The organism is Roseateles rivi, from assembly GCF_043555845.1.
GTDB classification, from domain to species: Bacteria; Pseudomonadota; Gammaproteobacteria; order Burkholderiales; family Burkholderiaceae_C; genus Roseateles; species Roseateles rivi.
This window is the reverse complement of sequence record NZ_JBIGHZ010000003.1, coordinates 412,631-429,190: the sequence shown is the minus strand read 5'-3', so window position 1 is coordinate 429,190 and position 16,560 is coordinate 412,631. Positions and strand designations below refer to the sequence as shown.

Annotated in this window: 14 protein-coding genes and 1 tRNA gene; 12 read left to right on the top strand and 3 right to left on the bottom strand. The window is 63.3% G+C overall.

The genetic code is table 11. The features are described 5' to 3' along the window. Positions 1-119: 119 nt before the first annotated feature. The 3 genes from ACG0Z6_RS09250 to ACG0Z6_RS09240 all read left to right on the top strand — a co-directional run bounded on the left by ACG0Z6_RS09250 (position 120) and on the right by ACG0Z6_RS09240 (position 3,272). The gene (locus ACG0Z6_RS09250) at positions 120-1,283 is read left to right on the top strand and encodes an ATP phosphoribosyltransferase regulatory subunit (RefSeq protein WP_394460648.1); all 1,164 of its coding nucleotides are present in this window, start codon (positions 120-122) and stop codon (positions 1,281-1,283) included. Between the two features lie 42 nt (positions 1,284-1,325). After that, entirely contained in the window at positions 1,326-2,666 is a 1,341-nt protein-coding gene (locus tag ACG0Z6_RS09245) for an adenylosuccinate synthase (RefSeq protein ID WP_394460646.1), read from the top strand. 84 nt (positions 2,667-2,750) lie between these two features. After that, complete coding sequence (locus ACG0Z6_RS09240; protein ID WP_394460644.1) at positions 2,751-3,272, top strand: phosphoribosyltransferase; 522 nt, start codon at positions 2,751-2,753, stop codon at positions 3,270-3,272. A gap of 233 nt (positions 3,273-3,505) precedes the next feature. Here the strand turns inward: ACG0Z6_RS09240 and ACG0Z6_RS09235 are convergent. Then, positions 3,506-3,590 (bottom strand) — tRNA-Leu (locus ACG0Z6_RS09235). 69 nt (positions 3,591-3,659) lie between these two features. On the opposite strand from ACG0Z6_RS09235, the gene rnr reads away from it, so the two are divergent. Then, the gene (gene rnr, locus ACG0Z6_RS09230; protein ID WP_394460642.1) at positions 3,660-5,951 is read left to right on the top strand and encodes a ribonuclease R; all 2,292 of its coding nucleotides are present in this window, start codon (positions 3,660-3,662) and stop codon (positions 5,949-5,951) included. A gap of 21 nt (positions 5,952-5,972) precedes the next feature. Here the strand turns inward: rnr and ACG0Z6_RS09225 are convergent, their stop codons facing one another. Continuing rightward, complete coding sequence (locus ACG0Z6_RS09225) at positions 5,973-7,568, bottom strand: NAD(P)H-hydrate dehydratase (protein ID WP_394460640.1); 1,596 nt, start codon at positions 7,566-7,568, stop codon at positions 5,973-5,975. 23 nt (positions 7,569-7,591) lie between these two features. Continuing rightward, the gene (locus tag ACG0Z6_RS09220) at positions 7,592-8,791 is read right to left on the bottom strand and encodes an NAD(P)/FAD-dependent oxidoreductase (protein WP_394460638.1); all 1,200 of its coding nucleotides are present in this window, start codon (positions 8,789-8,791) and stop codon (positions 7,592-7,594) included. Positions 8,792-9,127: 336 nt separating this feature from the next. On the opposite strand from ACG0Z6_RS09220, the gene rpsB reads away from it, so the two are divergent. The 8 genes from rpsB (at position 9,128) to rseP (ending at position 16,523) form a co-directional block, all read left to right on the top strand. Next, positions 9,128-9,874 (top strand): 30S ribosomal protein S2, encoded by a 747-nt coding sequence (gene rpsB / locus ACG0Z6_RS09215; RefSeq protein ID WP_394460636.1) that lies wholly within the window; start codon positions 9,128-9,130, stop codon positions 9,872-9,874. Positions 9,875-9,979: 105 nt separating this feature from the next. After that, positions 9,980-10,891, top strand: a complete 912-nt coding sequence (gene tsf, locus ACG0Z6_RS09210; protein WP_394460634.1) for a translation elongation factor Ts — start codon at positions 9,980-9,982, stop codon at positions 10,889-10,891. A gap of 130 nt (positions 10,892-11,021) precedes the next feature. Continuing rightward, positions 11,022-11,732 carry a UMP kinase gene (pyrH, locus tag ACG0Z6_RS09205; protein ID WP_394460632.1) on the top strand — a complete coding sequence of 237 codons (711 nt, stop codon included), beginning with the start codon at positions 11,022-11,024 and terminating at the stop codon, positions 11,730-11,732. Between the two features lie 84 nt (positions 11,733-11,816). Continuing rightward, positions 11,817-12,377 carry a ribosome recycling factor gene (frr, locus tag ACG0Z6_RS09200; RefSeq protein ID WP_394460630.1) on the top strand — a complete coding sequence of 187 codons (561 nt, stop codon included), beginning with the start codon at positions 11,817-11,819 and terminating at the stop codon, positions 12,375-12,377. A gap of 14 nt (positions 12,378-12,391) precedes the next feature. Next, complete coding sequence (gene uppS, locus ACG0Z6_RS09195) at positions 12,392-13,126, top strand: polyprenyl diphosphate synthase (protein WP_394460628.1); 735 nt, start codon at positions 12,392-12,394, stop codon at positions 13,124-13,126. Continuing rightward, positions 13,127-13,963: a phosphatidate cytidylyltransferase gene (locus ACG0Z6_RS09190; RefSeq protein ID WP_394460626.1), complete on the top strand. Its 837-nt coding sequence runs from the start codon at positions 13,127-13,129 to the stop codon at positions 13,961-13,963. Beyond that, a complete protein-coding gene (gene ispC / locus ACG0Z6_RS09185) occupies positions 13,960-15,165 on the top strand; it encodes a 1-deoxy-D-xylulose-5-phosphate reductoisomerase (RefSeq protein WP_394460624.1) in 1,206 nt (401 codons plus the stop codon). Before ACG0Z6_RS09190 ends, ispC begins: the two co-directional genes overlap by 4 nt. Further along, on the top strand, positions 15,162-16,523 hold the full coding sequence (gene rseP, locus ACG0Z6_RS09180) for an RIP metalloprotease RseP (protein WP_394460622.1): 1,362 nt from the start codon (positions 15,162-15,164) through the stop codon (positions 16,521-16,523). Before ispC ends, rseP begins: the two co-directional genes overlap by 4 nt. Positions 16,524-16,560: the final 37 nt, after the last annotated feature.

Sequence of the window (16,560 nt, the reverse complement as noted above, 5' to 3'; positions counted from 1 at the left end):
ACTCCCCGCCTCGCGTGCAGTTTGGCTGCACTTGTTTTCGTTGTGCTGTCAGAAATTCGCGCAGCCACGGCGCGGGCTTGCCCGGTACAATGCCGTTTTTAATCCCCCTGGATTCGTCCATGTCCTCAGCTTGGCTCTTGCCTGAGCACTTTGCCGACGTCCTGCCGTCTCAGGCTCGCTGCATCGAAGAGCTGCGGCGCGAGTTGCTGGATATGGCTCGCACCTACGGCTGCGAGCTGGTGGTGCCACCCTTGGTGGAGCACCTCGACTCCCTGCTTACCGGGCCTGCTCAGGCGCTGGATCTCAAAACTTTCAAGCTGGTGGACCAGCTCTCTGGGCGCAGCCTTGGCTTGCGCGCCGACACCACGCCCCAAGTGGCCCGCATCGATGCCCACCTGCTCAACCGCGAAGGCGTGACGCGTCTGTGCTACTGTGGGCCGGTGGTGCACACCAAGCCCCAGGGTGCACATGCCAGCCGGGAACCGCTGCAGTTCGGCGCGGAGATTTACGGTCATGCAGGGCTAGAGGCTGACTTGGAAGTGCAGGAGTTGGCGCTGGATGCGCTCAACCTCGCGCGCCTCGGGCCCTTGACGCTGGATTTGGGCGATGCCCGAATCTTGCTGGCGCTGCTGGATGGCCTCAAGCTTTCCGCTGACCATGTGGCCGCGCTCGTCGAGGCGCTATCGGCCAAGGATGCGGCTGCGCTGGCCCAGCACAGTGCCTCATTGCCAGAGGCTTGCCGCGCTCATTTGCAGACGCTGCTGGATCTCTACGGTGGCGTTGAGGTGCTGGCGCGCGCGCGGCAGTGTTTGCCGCAGTCGCCTTTGCTGCAGCGGGCCTTGGCCGACTTGGAGTGGCTGCTGAGCCATCTGCAACAGTCTCACCCTGATGTGCATTTGGGTGTCGATTTAGGTGATATGTCCGGGAACCCCTACTACAGTGGGGTGCGGTTTGCTGTTTATGCCCAAGGCTACAGCGATGCTCTGCTGCGTGGTGGGCGCTATGACGAAGTCGGAGCCGTGTTTGGGCGCAGTCGCCCGGCCGTGGGCTTCAGCTTGGACGTCAAGGTGCTGGCGGCCCTGATCCCGGAAAAGCCTCTGCGGGCCGCGGTGCGCGCGCCCTGGGGGGAAGAGCAAGCCCTGCGCTCGGCGGTACGACGCCTGCGTGCGCAAGGGCAGACCGTGGTGTGTGTGCTGCCAGGTCATGAGCAGCAGAACGACGAATTTGAATGCGACCGCGAGTTGGTGCGCGTCGACGGTCAATGGGTGCTGCGCGCGCTGTAGGGCGTGGTCGGCAGAGTCTGTGGTTTTCTTCGGATGAACGAAATGCAAAGCAGTGAAATCGCGCGCGGCCGCAATGTGGTGGTGGTCGGGACCCAGTGGGGTGACGAAGGCAAAGGCAAGGTGGTCGACTGGCTGACCGATCATGCACAAGGCGTGGTGCGCTTTCAGGGCGGCCACAACGCCGGGCACACCTTGGTGATCAAGGGTGTCAAAACGGCCTTGCAGCTGATTCCCTCAGGCGTCATGCGTGAAGGCGTGGCCTGCTATATCGGCAACGGTGTGGTGGTCGATCCGCGCCACTTGCTGTCGGAAATCGAACGCCTTGAAAAGGCTGGCGTTGAAGTGCGCTCGCGTCTGTTCATCAGCGAGTCTTGCCCCATGATCCTGCCCTTCCACGTCGAAGTGGACAAGGCGCGTGAAGCACTGCGCGAGAGCAGCGGCAGCGGCAAGATCGGCACCACCGGCAAGGGCATTGGCCCGGCCTACGAGGACAAGGTGGCTCGCCGCGCTTTGCGCATCCAAGACCTGAAGCACCCAGAGCGTTTTGCCCAAAAGCTGCGCGAATTGCTGGCTCTGCATAACCACGCGCTGACCGGCTATCTGAACGCGTCGGCGTTGGAGTTTGAGCCCATCTACGAAGAGGCCATGAAGTTGGCCGAGGCCATCAAGCCCATGATGGCCGACGTGGGCTATATGTTGCACAAGGCGCATCAAGCCGGTCAGAACATCTTGTTCGAAGGCGCGCAGGGCACGCTGCTGGATATCGACCACGGCACCTATCCCTACGTGACCTCCAGCAACTGTGTGGCAGGCAATGCAGCCGCTGGCGCAGGGGTGGGGCCGCAGATGCTGCACTACATGCTGGGCATCACCAAGGCCTACACCACGCGCGTGGGTTCAGGCCCCTTTCCGACGGAGTTGGATTGGGAAGTTGAGGGTACCGTCGGCTACCACCTCTCGACCGTGGGTCAAGAGCGCGGCACTGTGACGGGCCGCGCACGCCGCTGCGGCTGGCTGGATGCTGCCGCCCTCAAGCGCTCCATCATCATCAATGGCATCAGCGGGCTTTGTCTGACCAAGCTCGACGTGCTGGATGGCTTGAGCGAAGTGCAGATGTGCGTGGGCTATGAGTTGAACGGGAAAACCGTCGACATCCTGCCGCTGGACGGTGACGAGATCACGGCTTGCAAGCCCATCTACGAAACCTTCCCTGGCTGGAGTGAGACCACCTTTGGTGCCACCACCTGGGACCAGCTCCCCGCCAATGCGCGCGCTTATCTGAAGCGCGTGGAGGAGGTGATTGGTGCCCCAATCGCCATGGTGTCCACGGGGCCGGATCGTGAGCACACGATCATGCTGCGCCATCCTTACTCGGTGACCTGATCGCCGGGTTTGTCAGGGCCGCTTGAAGCGGCCCTATTTCCTCCCCCCCCCCCCCCTGAAGCTGTATTTGAGGAGTCCAAGCCCATGTTGACCGACGACGGCAAACATCTGTATGTGTCCTGGGATGAATACCACCTGCTGATTGAGCGCTTGGCCTTGAAGGTCTACCACTCCGGCTGGGAATTTGACCAAATCCTGTGCTTGGCACGTGGCGGCATGCGTCCTGGCGACGTGCTCTCGCGCGTGTTTGACAAGCCGCTGGGCATCATGTCCACCAGTTCCTACCGCTCTGAAGGCGGCACCATCCAGGGGCGGCTGGACATGGCCAAGTACATCACCATGCCCAAGGGTGAAATCGCCGGGCGCGTGCTGCTGGTGGATGACCTCTCGGACTCCGGTGTCACGCTCAAGGCCGTGGTCGAGCGCCTGCGCGGCGTGCCTGCGATTTCCGAATTGCGCTCGGCGGTGATTTGGACCAAGAAGGTGTCGGCATACACGCCCGACTACTACGTAGAGATGCTGGAAACCAGCCCCTGGATTCACCAGCCCTTCGAGGACTACGACACCTTGCGCCCGCAGGCTCTGGCCAAAAAATTTGCCATCTGAACTGGCTGCCCCTTCGCCTGCGTTTCGCCCTCTCTCGGGAGGGCGGGGTGGGCTTGTGCATGTGGGGTCGCTGAGTTGCCTTGGCGTGCCGCGAGGCCTGCTTGGGTCCAAAGCGTTGGGCCCAAGCACCACTGTTGCAGAAGCAACGGTGCTGGGGGGCTCACAATCGGGCCATGAATTCGCAGCACCAAAACAAAAGGCCAGCATGAGCTGGCCTGATGTGTTTGGGAATTTGGTGCCCAGGAGAGGACTCGAACCTCCACGGAGTTACCCGCTAGTACCTGAAACTAGTGCGTCTACCAATTCCGCCACCTGGGCAAGGCTACCGGATCTGCAAATACCGCCAATCTCTGGCAGCACCGAAATCCTAGTCGTTTCAGGAAAGACATGAATTCTAATATCAAAACAACAAAGCATGCAAGTACTTCCGCACTGGGCCTGCTCAGCGAGATCGAGGGCACGGTGCAGGGGCATCGAGACGGCCACGGGTTTCTCATCAGCGAAACCACGGGGCCAGACGTCTACTTGTCAGCTCAGGAAATGCAGTCCGTCATGCATGGGGACCGGCTGAGGGTGCGCGTGCAGCGCTACGACAAGCGCGGGCGGCCTGAGGGGAAGGTGCTGGACATTCTGCAGCGTCAGTCGCGGCCCATCATCGGTCGCTTGCTGCTGGAGTCTGGTGTCTGGCTGGTCGCGCCGGAGGACAAACGCTACGGCCAAGACATTCTGGTGCCCAAGGCAGGGCTTGCCAATGCGACGGCGGGTCAGGTGGTGGCCGTGGAATTGACGGAGCCCCCCTCGCTCTACACCCAGCCCGTGGGGCGTGTGGTGGAGGTGCTTGGGGAGATCGACGACCCGGGCATGGAGATCGAAATCGCGGTGCGCAAATACGAGGTGCCGCATGAGTTCAGCGCTGCCACCTTGGCGCAAGCGGCCAAGTTGCCCGAGCGTGTGCGGGCGGTTGACCTGAAACACCGCATTGATTTGCGCGATGTGCCCTTGGTGACGATTGACGGCGAAGACGCCCGCGACTTCGATGATGCGGTGTACTGCCAGCCGCACAAACAGGGCCGCGGCAAGAGTGCCTTCAAGGGCTGGCGTTTGCTGGTGGCCATTGCCGACGTGAGCCACTACGTCAAACCCGGTGAGCCGCTGGACGAAGACGCCTACGAGCGCGCCACCTCGGTCTATTTCCCGCGCCGCGTCATTCCCATGCTGCCGGAGAAGCTCTCCAACGGCCTGTGCTCGCTCAACCCGGAGCAGGAGCGCCTGTCCATGGTGTGCGACATGCTGGTGAGCGAAACCGGCGACTTGCACGCCTACCAGTTCTACCCAGCGGTCATCTGCTCCCATGCGCGCTTGACCTACACCGAAGTAGCGGCCACTTTGGGTAACACCCATGGACCCGAGGCTGCCAAGCGCCCGCACCTGGTGCCACATCTTTTGCACCTGCATGAGGTCTACCGTGCCTTGCTGGCGCGGCGCGAGCAGCGCGGGGCGGTGGACTTCGACACCGTGGAGACGCAGATTGTTTGCGACGACGGCGGACGCATCGAGAAAATCGTGCCGCGCGTGCGCAACGAAGCTCACCGGCTCATTGAGGAGGCGATGCTGGCGGCCAATGTTTGCTCAGCGGACTTTATTGCTCAGCACAAGCACCTGGCCTTGTTCCGCGTGCACGAAGGCCCGACGCCCGAAAAGCGCACCACCTTGCAGGCCTATTTGCGCGCCCTGGGTTTGGGCTTGGATTTGAGCGACGACCCCAAGCCCAGCGAATTCCAGGCCATTGCTGTGGCCACACGCGACCGGCCCGACGCCCAGCAAATCCACACCATGCTGCTGCGCTCCATGCAGCAAGCCATTTACACCCCCATCAATTCGGGGCACTTTGGTTTGGCCTACCAGGCCTACACCCACTTCACCAGCCCCATTCGGCGCTACCCCGATTTGCTGGTGCATCGCGTCATCAAGGCCATCTTGGCGGCCAAACGCTATCAGCTGGATCAGCACAAGTTGGAAGTGGCCAAGCCGCTGTTGTCCAAGCGCTCGGGTCCACGCAAGCCGCACAACCCCTTGGCCGCAGCGACTGAGCAAGAGCGCTGGGAAGTGGTGGGTGCGCACTGCAGCGCCAACGAGCGCCGCGCGGACGAAGCTTCGCGCGACGTCGAGGCGTGGCTCAAGTGCCGCTATATGCGTGAACACCTGGGCGAAGAGTTCTCCGGCACGGTCAGTGCCGCCACCAGTTTTGGCCTCTTCGTGCAGCTCGATGCCATGTTTGTTGAGGGCCTGGTGCACATCACCGAACTGGGTGGCGAGTACTTCCGCTTTGACGAGGTGCGCCAAGAGCTGCGTGGCGAGCGCACGGGCATTCGTTACGGAGTGGGCACCAAGGTGCAGGTACAGGTCAGCCGTGTGGATTTGGACGGGCGCCGCATTGATTTCCGCTTGGTGCACCCGCAAGAGGAGCGCCGTGCCGCGCGCCCGACCGAGCGCCTGGAGGCTTTGCAGCGCGAAGACCGCGCCTTGAAAGCGCAGCGCCGTCAAGCCAAGGCGTCGCCCGCAGCGGCGGCGGGGCGCAAGCGTGCGGCTGAAGCGCCGCCACGCGCACCGGGGGGTGGTAAGGCTGCCACCAAGGCAGCGCGCAAAGCCGGCGCCAAGACGAGCAAGCGGCCGCGCTGAGCGGCGCTGTTGGACTGGGGGCTAGAGCCGCGCTGGCGCTTGATGCAGCGCGGCCATGGCCTCAACCAAATCCTGCGCCCGCAGTGGCCCTGCGTGGCCCAGGGCTGCGCGGCCATGCCAGTGCGCTGCCACCATGCACAGGCGGTGCACATCGCAGCTCTCATGCGGTGTTTGAGCCCACAGCCCACCCAGCCAGCCTGCCAGCACATCGCCACTGCCGGGTGTGGCCAAGGCGGCGTTGCCGCTGGCGTTGATGTAGGGCAGCCGCGCCGGGCTGGCAATGATGCTGCCCGAGCCTTTGAGCACCACCGTGCAATTGAGTTGCGAGCAAAGCGCTTTGGCAGCGGCCAGGCGGTCGGCTTGGACGGCGCTGCTGCTTGTGCCCAGAAGCCGCGCAGCTTCCAGGGGGTGTGGTGTGATGACAGTGCTTTTGCCCTGTGCGGCCCGCTGACGCAGCAGCTCGGCCCATGCTGGGCGCGCCGCGACGGTGTTGAGGCCGTCTGCATCCAGCACCAGGCGCTCGGTCTGCGTCAGCAGACGCTCCAGTGTCAAATCGTGCGTGCTGGGGTTGGGTGCATCCAGCCACGCTGTGCCCGCGCCGCATCCTGCCACCACCACCTTGCCAGCGAAGTCCGCGTCGTTGGGGTTTATCGATGTTGCCCAGCGCATGATTTCGGGCCGCAGCGGCGCTTGCGTGTCGGAGGCCAGGCTGCACGCCCAAACCTTGCCCGCACCGCTGGCCAGCGCGCTGGCACTGGCCAGCCAGAGTGCGCCGTGCATGCCTGTGCCACCACCCACCACCAGCACTGCGCCCCGCGTGCCTTTGTGTTCATCGGCACGGCGTGCGTGCAGGTGTTGCCAGGCGCGCCAATCGGCGTCGCCGCTGAGCACAGCGCAGGCTTCGGGGGTATACGCGTCTTGTGGGTGTATCGCGGCGCTGGGGGGCTGCAGGTCACTCCACCAAATCTCCCCGCACAGCGCGCGCCCTTGGCCGGTCAGCAGGCCGGGGCGCACGCCCAGCAGGCTCAGCGTGGCCACAGCGCGCACGGCCGCACCGGGGCTGTGCCCGGTGTTTGGATGCAGTCCGCTCGGAATGTCGATGGCCAGGCAAGGAGTGCTTTGTGCATTGATCCACTCGATGGCTTGCTGCACAGCGCCAGTTGGTGCGCGGCTGATGCCAATGCCCAGCAAGCCGTCGAGCAAAACGTCGGCAGTGCCGCCGCTGGCTTGTTGTCTCAGCCAGCTGATTTCGTCCATGAACACGGCAATCCCGGCGGATTGCGTGGCGCGCATCAGCTGTGCCGGCGTGGAGGTGTCCGTGCTGGCTGGGTTTCCTGCGGGGGCGTAGACCCGCACACGGCGCCCGAGTTGATGCAGCCAGCGTGCAGCCACCAAGGCGTCGGCGCCGTTGTGGCCCCTGCCTGCCAGCACGTCCACGCTTTGGGCGTGCGGCGCCATGGCCAGCAGCCAGCGTGCCACGCACAGGCCGGCGCGCTCAATGAGGGTGTTGGGTGGAAGTTGGCGCGCCAGCCACTGCTGGCGCGAGCGGGTGGCTTCGGCGCTGAGTAGGGCCAGCGCGTGGTGGGGCAGGGTGTGGGTGCTGAGCAGCTTGTGCATGCGCCCACTCTAGCGCGCGGCCGTCAGTGTGGCTGGCTCCAGGCGGCGGGGCTGAATGATTGCAGCTCTATGGTGCTGGGGCGTTGTGCCAGCAGGTCTGCCAGCACGGAAGCTGCGCCCAGGGTTTGCAGCCAGCCGTGCTCTGTGTGGCCGGTGTTGAGCCAAACGCCGGGCAGACCGCTGTTGCCAATCCAGGGTCGACCGCCGGGCAGTGTGGGGCGCTGTGTGGACCAGGCCTGCAAGCTGCCCGGCTGTTGGGCGCCAGGGAACAAGGTGTCCAGCGTGGCTTGCAGTGTGCGCGCCGAGGCTTCGGGCGTGGGTGCGTTGCCACCGCCCACGCGGATGCGCTGACCCAGCCGCGTCACCACCGTGCGGCTGAGCATGTCCACCACCGTGCCTTGCGGACCCAGCTCCGGGTGGGCCTCAAGCTGACGCAGCGGCACCGTCAGTGTGGTGCTGGCCAGGGGCAGCCAAGGGGCGTGAAGGCCTAGGCTCTGCAGCAGAGTGGGGCTGTCTTGGCCAGCGCACACCACAACGGCGTCGGTGCGCAGGGTTTGCGCACCCTCGGGGGTGGTGACTTCCACTGCAGGCTCCAGCCCCGGCTTGATGGCTGTGACTTCGGTGCGCAGCATCAGCCGCACGCCCAATTGCAATGCGGCCTGGCGCAGCCCTTGCACAAATTGGCGTGTGTTGCCCGTGCGTTCTTGGGGTAGCAGCACGCCGCCGTGCAGGGGCAGTGCCTCGCCCAGCCCGGGCTGCAGCGCTCTGCAGGCTTCTGGGCTCAGCAAAGGTGCCGCCCAGCCTTGTTGCTCCAAGTTCTGAACCAGAGCTTTGTCTTGCAGCCATGTGCGCTCATCGCGCCAAATGAGCAGCATGCCGTGGCGTTCCTCAAACTCCAGCTTCATGGCGGCCTGCAATTCCGCGGCGCGTGCGCTGCCCAGTTGCGCGAGCTGCAGCAGCGCCGAGTCTGCGGCCCATTTGCGCTGGGCCTGGCGCTGCAGCCACATCCAGCGAGGGTGTGAAAGCCAGTGTGACCATGCCTGCAGTTCGGGGTGGGGGCGGGCGGCAACCCAGGCCGCGGACATCAGCCCCTCAGGCGCAAAGCTGGCGCCGCTGGCCACGCTGGCGAGGCGCTCCAGCACACACACATCGTGCCCTTGTCGTGCCAGTTCATAGGCGCACGTCATGCCGGCAAGGCCGGCTCCCACCACCAAAATTCGCATAAATCCCAACGAGACCGGTCGTCAGCAGCGCAGCAATGTGGCCGCCTGCAGTATTGAAAAAGGCGCAAGTGTTTCATCGAATCAGCGACCCGCAAATGACCCGAGCGGCCTGCGCTTGAGGGCTGTGTCGCATGATGTATACTCTGCGGGTTTTGCCGCATTCGGCCCCTGTAGCGCTCAGCATGCTAGCTGAGTCCGGTGGGTAGCGAGTGGCAAATCAATCGCAAAGCCGGTGATCGATAGGTGTCGGTGCTGTGCGCCAAAGCTCCCTGTGGGTGAGTGGTGCGCGCAGCCCGATTCGCACCGGATTTCAGACCCAACCTTCGGAGAATGAATATGTCCGTAACGATGCGTGAGATGCTGGAAGCTGGCGTCCACTTTGGCCACCAGACTCGCTTCTGGAACCCCAAGATGGCCCCCTTCATCTATGGCCATCGCAACAAGATCCACATCATCAACCTCGAAAAGACCCTGCCGGCTTTCGAGGCTGCTCTGAAGTTTGTGCGCCAACTGTCCGCCAAGCGCGGCACCATCCTGATGGTGGGCACCAAGCGTCAAGCCCGTGACATCGTGGCCGACGAAGCCGCACGCGCTGGCGTGCCTTTCGTGAACCAGCGCTGGCTGGGCGGCACCTTGACCAACTTCAAGACGGTCAAGACTTCGCTGAAGTCCCTGAAGGACATGCAAGCGCAAATCGAAGCTGGCACGCAACCGGCCATCAAGAAAGAAGCCCTGATGTTCCAGCGCGATATCGCCAAGCTGGAAAAGAACATCGGCGGCATCCAAGACATGGTGGCCCTGCCTGACGCGCTGTTCGTGATCGACGTCGGCTACCACAAGATTGCTGTGGCCGAAGCCAAGAAGCTGGGCATTCCCGTGATCGGCGTGGTTGACACCAACCACTCGCCCGAAGGCATCGACTACGTGATCCCCGGTAACGATGACTCGGCCAAGGCTGTGGCTCTGTACGCCCGCGCTGTTGCTGACGCTGTGCTGGATGGCCGCGCCAACGCAACCGCTGAGCTGGTGCAAGCCGTTGCCGCTGATGGCGACGAGTTCGTGGAAGTCAGCGAAGGCGCTTAAGTCGCTCGCAAACCCAGACCAAGGGGCTGCTACAGCCCCTTTTTTCCAAGCGTGTTCGGCGCGCCGGGCTCTTGAGCCCGAGGGGCGCCTCAAACGGAGATTGAAATGGCTGCAATTACCGCAAGCATGGTCGCTGAGCTGCGTGCTCGCACTGACGCACCCATGATGGAGTGCAAGAAGGCACTGACCGAGGCTGATGGCGATTTGGTGCGTGCAGAGGAAATCCTGCGCGTCAAGCTGGGCAACAAGGCAGGCAAGGCCGCCTCGCGCGTGACGGCTGAAGGCGTGGTCGCCGCAGCGGTGGTGGGCGCTTCCGGTGCGCTGATCGAAGTCAACTGCGAAACCGACTTCGTGTCCAAGAACGAAGCCTTCTTGGCCTTCGTCAACGCCCTGGCTGGTCTGGTGGCCGAGAAGGCGCCTGCTGATGTGGCTGCACTGTCCGCACTGCCCCTGCAACAAGAAGGCTTTGGCCCGACGGTTGAAGATGTGCGCAAGGGCCTGATCGGCAAGATCGGCGAGAACATGACCATCCGTCGCTTCCAGCGCTATGCGGATGCTCAGCTGGTCTCCTACCTGCACGGCACCCGTATCGGCGTGATGGTTGAGTTCACTGGCGACGCTGTGGCAGCCAAGGATGTGGCCATGCACGTGGCGGCCATGAAGCCCGCCGCGCTGTCTGCTGCTGATGTGCCCGCTGATCTGGTGGCCAAGGAGCGCTCCATTGCCGAGCAAAAGGCTGCTGAGTCCGGCAAGCCCGCTGACATCGTGGGCAAGATGGTTGAAGGCTCGGTGCAGAAGTACCTCAAGGAAGTCTCTCTGCTGGACCAAGTCTTTGTGAAGGCCGCTGACGGCAAGCAGTCCGTGGCAGCCATGCTCAAGGAAAAGGCCACCTCGGTGAAGAGCTTCACCCTGTACGTGGTCGGCGAAGGCATTGAGAAGAAGGTTGACGACTTCGCTGCTGAAGTTGCCGCTCAGAAGGCTGCGGCTGAGGCTGCGGCAGCAGCCAAAAACGCCTGAGCGTTGAGCTGACACAAGGGCGCCAAGGGCGCCCTTTAAACTGGGGCTCTCGCTGCGGTGGGGGCTCCTGAATACGGGGTGCACCAGATGCGGTGTGCCCAAGCCATGAGCTGTATCGACGAGGTTTCCCATGTCTGCCCACAAACGCATTCTTCTCAAGTTGTCAGGCGAAGCCCTGATGGGTGACGATGCTTACGGCATCAACCGCGCCACGATCGTGCGCATGGTCAAAGAGATTCAAGAGGTCACCAAGCTGGGCGTTGAAGTGGCGGTGGTGATCGGTGGCGGGAATATCTTTCGCGGCGTGGCGGGCGGCTCGGTGGGCATGGATCGTGCCACGGCCGACTACATGGGCATGCTGGCCACGGTCATGAATTCCCTGGCCCTGGCTGACACCATGCGCCAAGAAGGCATGACGGCGCGCGTGATGTCTGCCATCAGCATCGAGCAAGTGGTGGAGCCCTATGTGCGCCCCAAGGCGCTGCAGTACCTGGAAGAGGGCAAGGTCGTGGTGTTCGCGGCCGGCACGGGCAACCCCTTCTTCACCACCGATACCGCCGCTGCGCTGCGCGGTGCGGAAATTGGTGCTGAGATCATGCTCAAGGCCACCAAGGTCGATGGCGTCTACAGTGCGGACCCCAAGAAGGATCCCAACGCCACGCGCTACACCCGCATCAGCTTCGATGAAGCGATCATCAAGAATCTGCAAGTGCTGGACGCCACGGCGTTTGCGTTGTGCCGCGATCAGAAGTTGCCCATCAAGGTGTTTTCCATCTTCAAGCCCGGGGCACTCAAGCGAGTGGTGATGGGCGAAGACGAGGGTACGCTCGTCCACGTTTGAGTACGCTGGCGCGTTGGGTCTGCCACAGGCTGGCAGGCCCCGCGCAAACGTTGTGCAGGCTAGCCCCCAATAGAGGTCAATGACATGAGCATCGCCGACATCAAGAAGAACACTGAAGCCAAGATGGCCAAGTCCGTTGAGGCGTTCAAGAACGAATTGCAAAAGATCCGCACGGGCCGCGCCCACCCCGGCATCTTGGACCAGGTGCAGGTGGATTACTACGGCTCGCCCGTGCCCATCTCGCAAGTGGCCAACGTCAGCCTGCTGGACGCGCGCACCATCAGCGTGCAGCCCTGGGAAAAGGGCATGGGCGCCAAGATCGAAAAGGCCATTCGCGAGTCTGATCTGGGTCTGAACCCGTCAGCCCAAGGCGATTTGATTCGCGTGCCGCTGCCCCCGCTGACCGAAGAGCGCCGCAGGGAGCTGACCAAGGTGGTCAAGGGCGCGGGCGAAGACGCCAAGGTGGCAGTGCGCAATCTGCGCCGCGACGCCAACGAGCAAGCCAAGAAGCTGCTCAAGGACAAGCAAATCACTGAAGACGACGAGCGCCGCAGCCTGGACGAAGTGCAAAAGCTCACCGACAAAGTCATCGCTGACATCGACAAGCTGGTCTCTGGCAAGGAAGCCGAGATCCTGGCCGTTTGAGCGGCGGCAGCACCGTGACAGAGGCTTTCAAAGCGGTGGCACCGCGCCACATTGCCATCGTCATGGATGGCAATGGGCGCTGGGCCAAGAAGCGGTTTTTGCCGCGTTTTTTCGGTCACAAGCAGGGGGTGGATGCGCTCATACGCGTCATCCAAGCCTGTATTGATCGGGGTGTCGATCACCTCACCGTTTTTGCCTTCTCTAGCGAGAACTGGAAGCGTCCCACCGAGGAGGTGTCAGGCCTGATGGGCCTGGTCCTGGCCGCGGTGTCGCGCTATCTGGCGCGGGTGGGTCAGATGGGTGTTCGGATTCGCATCATCGGCGACCGTGAGGCTGTGCCCGACAAACTCGTGGCCGCTTGGCGCGACGCTGAATCCAGCACGGCGCACAACGACAAGCTCACCCTCAACGTGGCTTTCAATTACGGCGGGCGTTGGGACATCGTCCAAGCCTGCCGGCGTGCTTTGGCTGCAGGTCTTGCGCCCGAGGCGCTCACCGAAGAGCGCTTGGCCGAGTTCATGGCACTGGCGCATGCGCCCGACCCTGATTTGTTCATCCGCACTGGCGGTGAGGTTCGTATCAGCAACTTCCTGCTGTGGCAGTCGGCGTACACGGAGTTTGTGTTCTCTGACTGTCTCTGGCCGGACTTTGGTGAAGCCGAGCTGGATGCAGCCATCGCGGCTTTCCACCAACGTGACCGCCGCTTTGGCGGCGTCAATCCGGCGGTAACGCCGGCGCAAGAGGCCTAAGTGCTACGCGCCCGCATCATCACGGCCTTGGTCCTGCTGAGCCTGCTGTTGCCGGCCTTGTTCGCACAGAGCCCCTTGCCCTTTGAGGTCTTCACCCTGGCGCTGATGGCCGCAGCGGGCTGGGAGTGGGGGCGGCTCAACGGCCAAGGCCAACGCGGGGCCTTGGTGTTGGGAGTGGTGTTGGCGCTGTCCTGTGCGCTGACCATCTGGAAGATCGACACCGTGCCCGCGCCTGTTTGGTGGGCAATTGCGGTGATGTGGATTTTGGGCGGTGCCGCAGCGTTGCGCCTGGGGCCGCGCGGCTGGCCGCGTGTGCCACAGCAGCTGCGTCTGGTGCTCGGTGCGCTGATGCTCTGGGCGGCTTGGTTGGCCCTGACGCAGGCCTGGGCCCGTGGGCTGAACTTCTTGCTATCGGTTTTTTGCTTGGTGTGGATGGCCGACATTGCCGCCTACGCCTGTGGCAAAGCTCTGGGGCGTCGCAAGCTGGCCCCCACCATCAGCCCCGGCAAGAGTTGGGAAGGCGCTATCGGCGGCTTTCTCGGCGTGTTGCTGTTGGCGGTGTTGTGGAGTCAGTGGCTGGACCGCCACCTGGGGGTGGATTCCGCCAGCTTGTTCCAAACCTTGCTGCAGGGCCAGGCTTGGCCGCTCGCTCTTCTATCGCTCATGCTCTTGGGGGCCATGAGTGTGGTGGGCGATTTGTTTGAGTCGCTGGTCAAGCGCGCCGTGGGAGCCAAAGACAGCAGCCGTTTGCTGCCTGGCCATGGCGGTGTGCTTGATCGCATTGATGCGCTTTTGCCGGTGTTTCCCTTGGCCATGGCGTTGAGCAGTCTGTCATGAACACCACCTCTGAGAAACGCCAGCGTGTTGTTGTGCTGGGTTCCACCGGCTCCATCGGTGCCAATACATTGGACGTGCTGGCGCGGCATCCGCAGCGCTATGAATGCCTGGCTTTGACGGCCATGAGCCGCGTGCAGGAGCTGGCGCAGCAGTGCCGCCAATGGCGCCCACGCTTTGCTGCCATGCCCGATGCGGCCAAGGCCACTGAGCTGCGCGCCTTGCTGCGTGCAGACGGTTTGAATACCGAGGTGTTGGAAGGCCCGGCTGCCTTGGTAGAGCTGGCTCAGCACCCTGATGCCGACACGGTCATGGCCGCCATCGTGGGGGCTGCTGGTCTGGCGCCTGCCGTGGCTGCAGCTCGTGCGGGCAAGCGGCTTTTGCTGGCCAACAAAGAAGCGGTGGTGCTGGGCGGGCGCTTTTTCATGCAAGCTGTGCGCGAGGGCGGTGCAACCCTGCTGCCCATCGATTCCGAGCACTCGGCCATCTTCCAATGCCTGCCCCAAGACCCGAGCACCTGGGCGCAGCGCATCGATCACATCGTGCTGACGGCCTCGGGCGGGCCGTTTCGCCAGCGTGACCCGCAGACGCTCAAGGACGTCACGCCAGAGCAGGCTTGCGCGCACCCCAACTGGGTGATGGGACGCAAGATTTCGGTCGACTCCGCCACCATGATGAACAAGGCGCTGGAGGTGATCGAGGCGCGCTGGCTGTTTGATCTCAAGCCCGAGCAGATCAAGGTCTTGATCCACCCGCAAAGCGTCATTCACTCCATGGTCGTGTGCCGCGATCAGTCCGTGCTGGCGCAGCTGGGTACGCCCGATATGCGGGTGCCCATCGCCTACGGTTTGTCTTATCCCGAGCGCATCGAATCGGGTGCTTCCGCGCTCGATTTGTTGCAGTGCTCGCAGCTGAGTTTTGAGCCGGCTGATGCTCATCGCTTCCCCGGTCTGCATCTGTCTTGGCAGGCACTGCGCGCACCCGAGGGGGCGACCGCAGTGCTCAACGCGGCCAACGAGGAGGCCGTGGCCGCCTTCCTTGCAGGGCGGCTGCGCTTTGATCAGATCTACAACGTGAACCACGGCGCTTTGACTGACATTGCACCCTCGCCAGATGAGGTCGACAGCATTGAAGGGCTGATGGGCTTGGACGAGCGCGTGCGCGCCCATGCACGGGCTGTCATCGCCAGGGTCGGCGCCGCGTGACGAGTCTGCTGGCTTTCATCCTGGCGCTGGCGATCTTGATCGTCGTGCACGAATGGGGCCACTACCGTGTGGCGCGGGCTTGCCGGGTCAAGGTGTTGCGCTTCTCTGTGGGCTTTGGTCCTGTGTTGTGGCGCTATCAGGCCCATGCGGACACCACCGAATTTGTGCTGTGCCTGATCCCTCTGGGGGGCTATGTGCGCATGCTCGACGAGCGTGACGACCCAGCCATTGACGCAGCGCTGCTGCCCCAGTCTTTCAACCGCAAGAGCCTGCGTCAGCGCGTGGCCATCGTGGTGGCTGGACCGCTGGCGAACCTGCTGCTGGCAGTGTTCCTGTTTGCAGCCGTGGCGTGGATGGGCACGTCTGAGCCCAGAGCGCTTTTGGGTACACCGGTGCCTGGCAGCTTGGCCGAGAAGGCTGGGCAGCGCAGTGGTGACGAGGTGCTGGCGTGCGCGGTGGATGGTGGTCAGGATTGGCAGGGTCTCGACAGCTACTCACAGCTTCAATGGCAGCTGCTTGACGCCCTCTCTGACGGTCGCGATTTGCGGCTGCAAGTGCGGCACGCCCAAAGCGGTGTGCGTGAGTTGACGCTTCCTTTGGACATCCTGGCAAAGCGTGAACCCAGCCCCGAGGTGTTGCGTCAGGTGGGCTTGGGTTTGCCCTTCTCACGGCCCCGCATTGGTGAGGTGACTCAAGGTGGCCCCGCTCAGCTCGCCGGACTGCGCCGTGGTGATCTGCTCCTGCGCATTGATGGGGCAGCTGTGCAGGACGCTGCGCAGGCCCGCGACTGGGTGCGCCGCAGTGCAGGCCAGACCCTGCACTTGCAGGTTGACCGCGATGGGCGACTGCTGGAATTGCGTGTGCAGCCACGCACGGTCACTGGTGACGATCAACAGCGCCAGGGCCGTATTGATGCAGTGTTGGGCGAGCCGCCTGAGCGCATCACCGTCCAGCGCGGCGCGTTTGATGGCTTGGCGCATGGCTTTGCGCGGACATGGGATTTGAGCGTGATGACGGTGACGACACTGGGCCGCATGGTGGTGGGCCAAGCGTCCGTGCAGCAGCTCAGCGGTCCGGTCACGATGGCCGACTTTGCGGGTCAGGCCGCGCGCAGTGGTGGCATCGAATTTTTGACCTTTCTCGCGCTCATCAGCGTGAGCCTGGGGGTGTTCAATCTGCTGCCGCTGCCGATGCTCGATGGTGGGCACCTGATGTATTATCTTTTCGAGGGCCTCAGCGGCCGCCCCGTCTCCTTGTGGTGGCAAAGGCAGTTGCAGCGCGCTGGCATGGCGCTGCTGCTGCTGGTGATGAGCTTGGCTCTTTCCAATGATCTGACCCGCTATCTGGGTCTGCAATAAATCTTCTCCAATGTCCCGATTCTTGCCTGCGCGATTG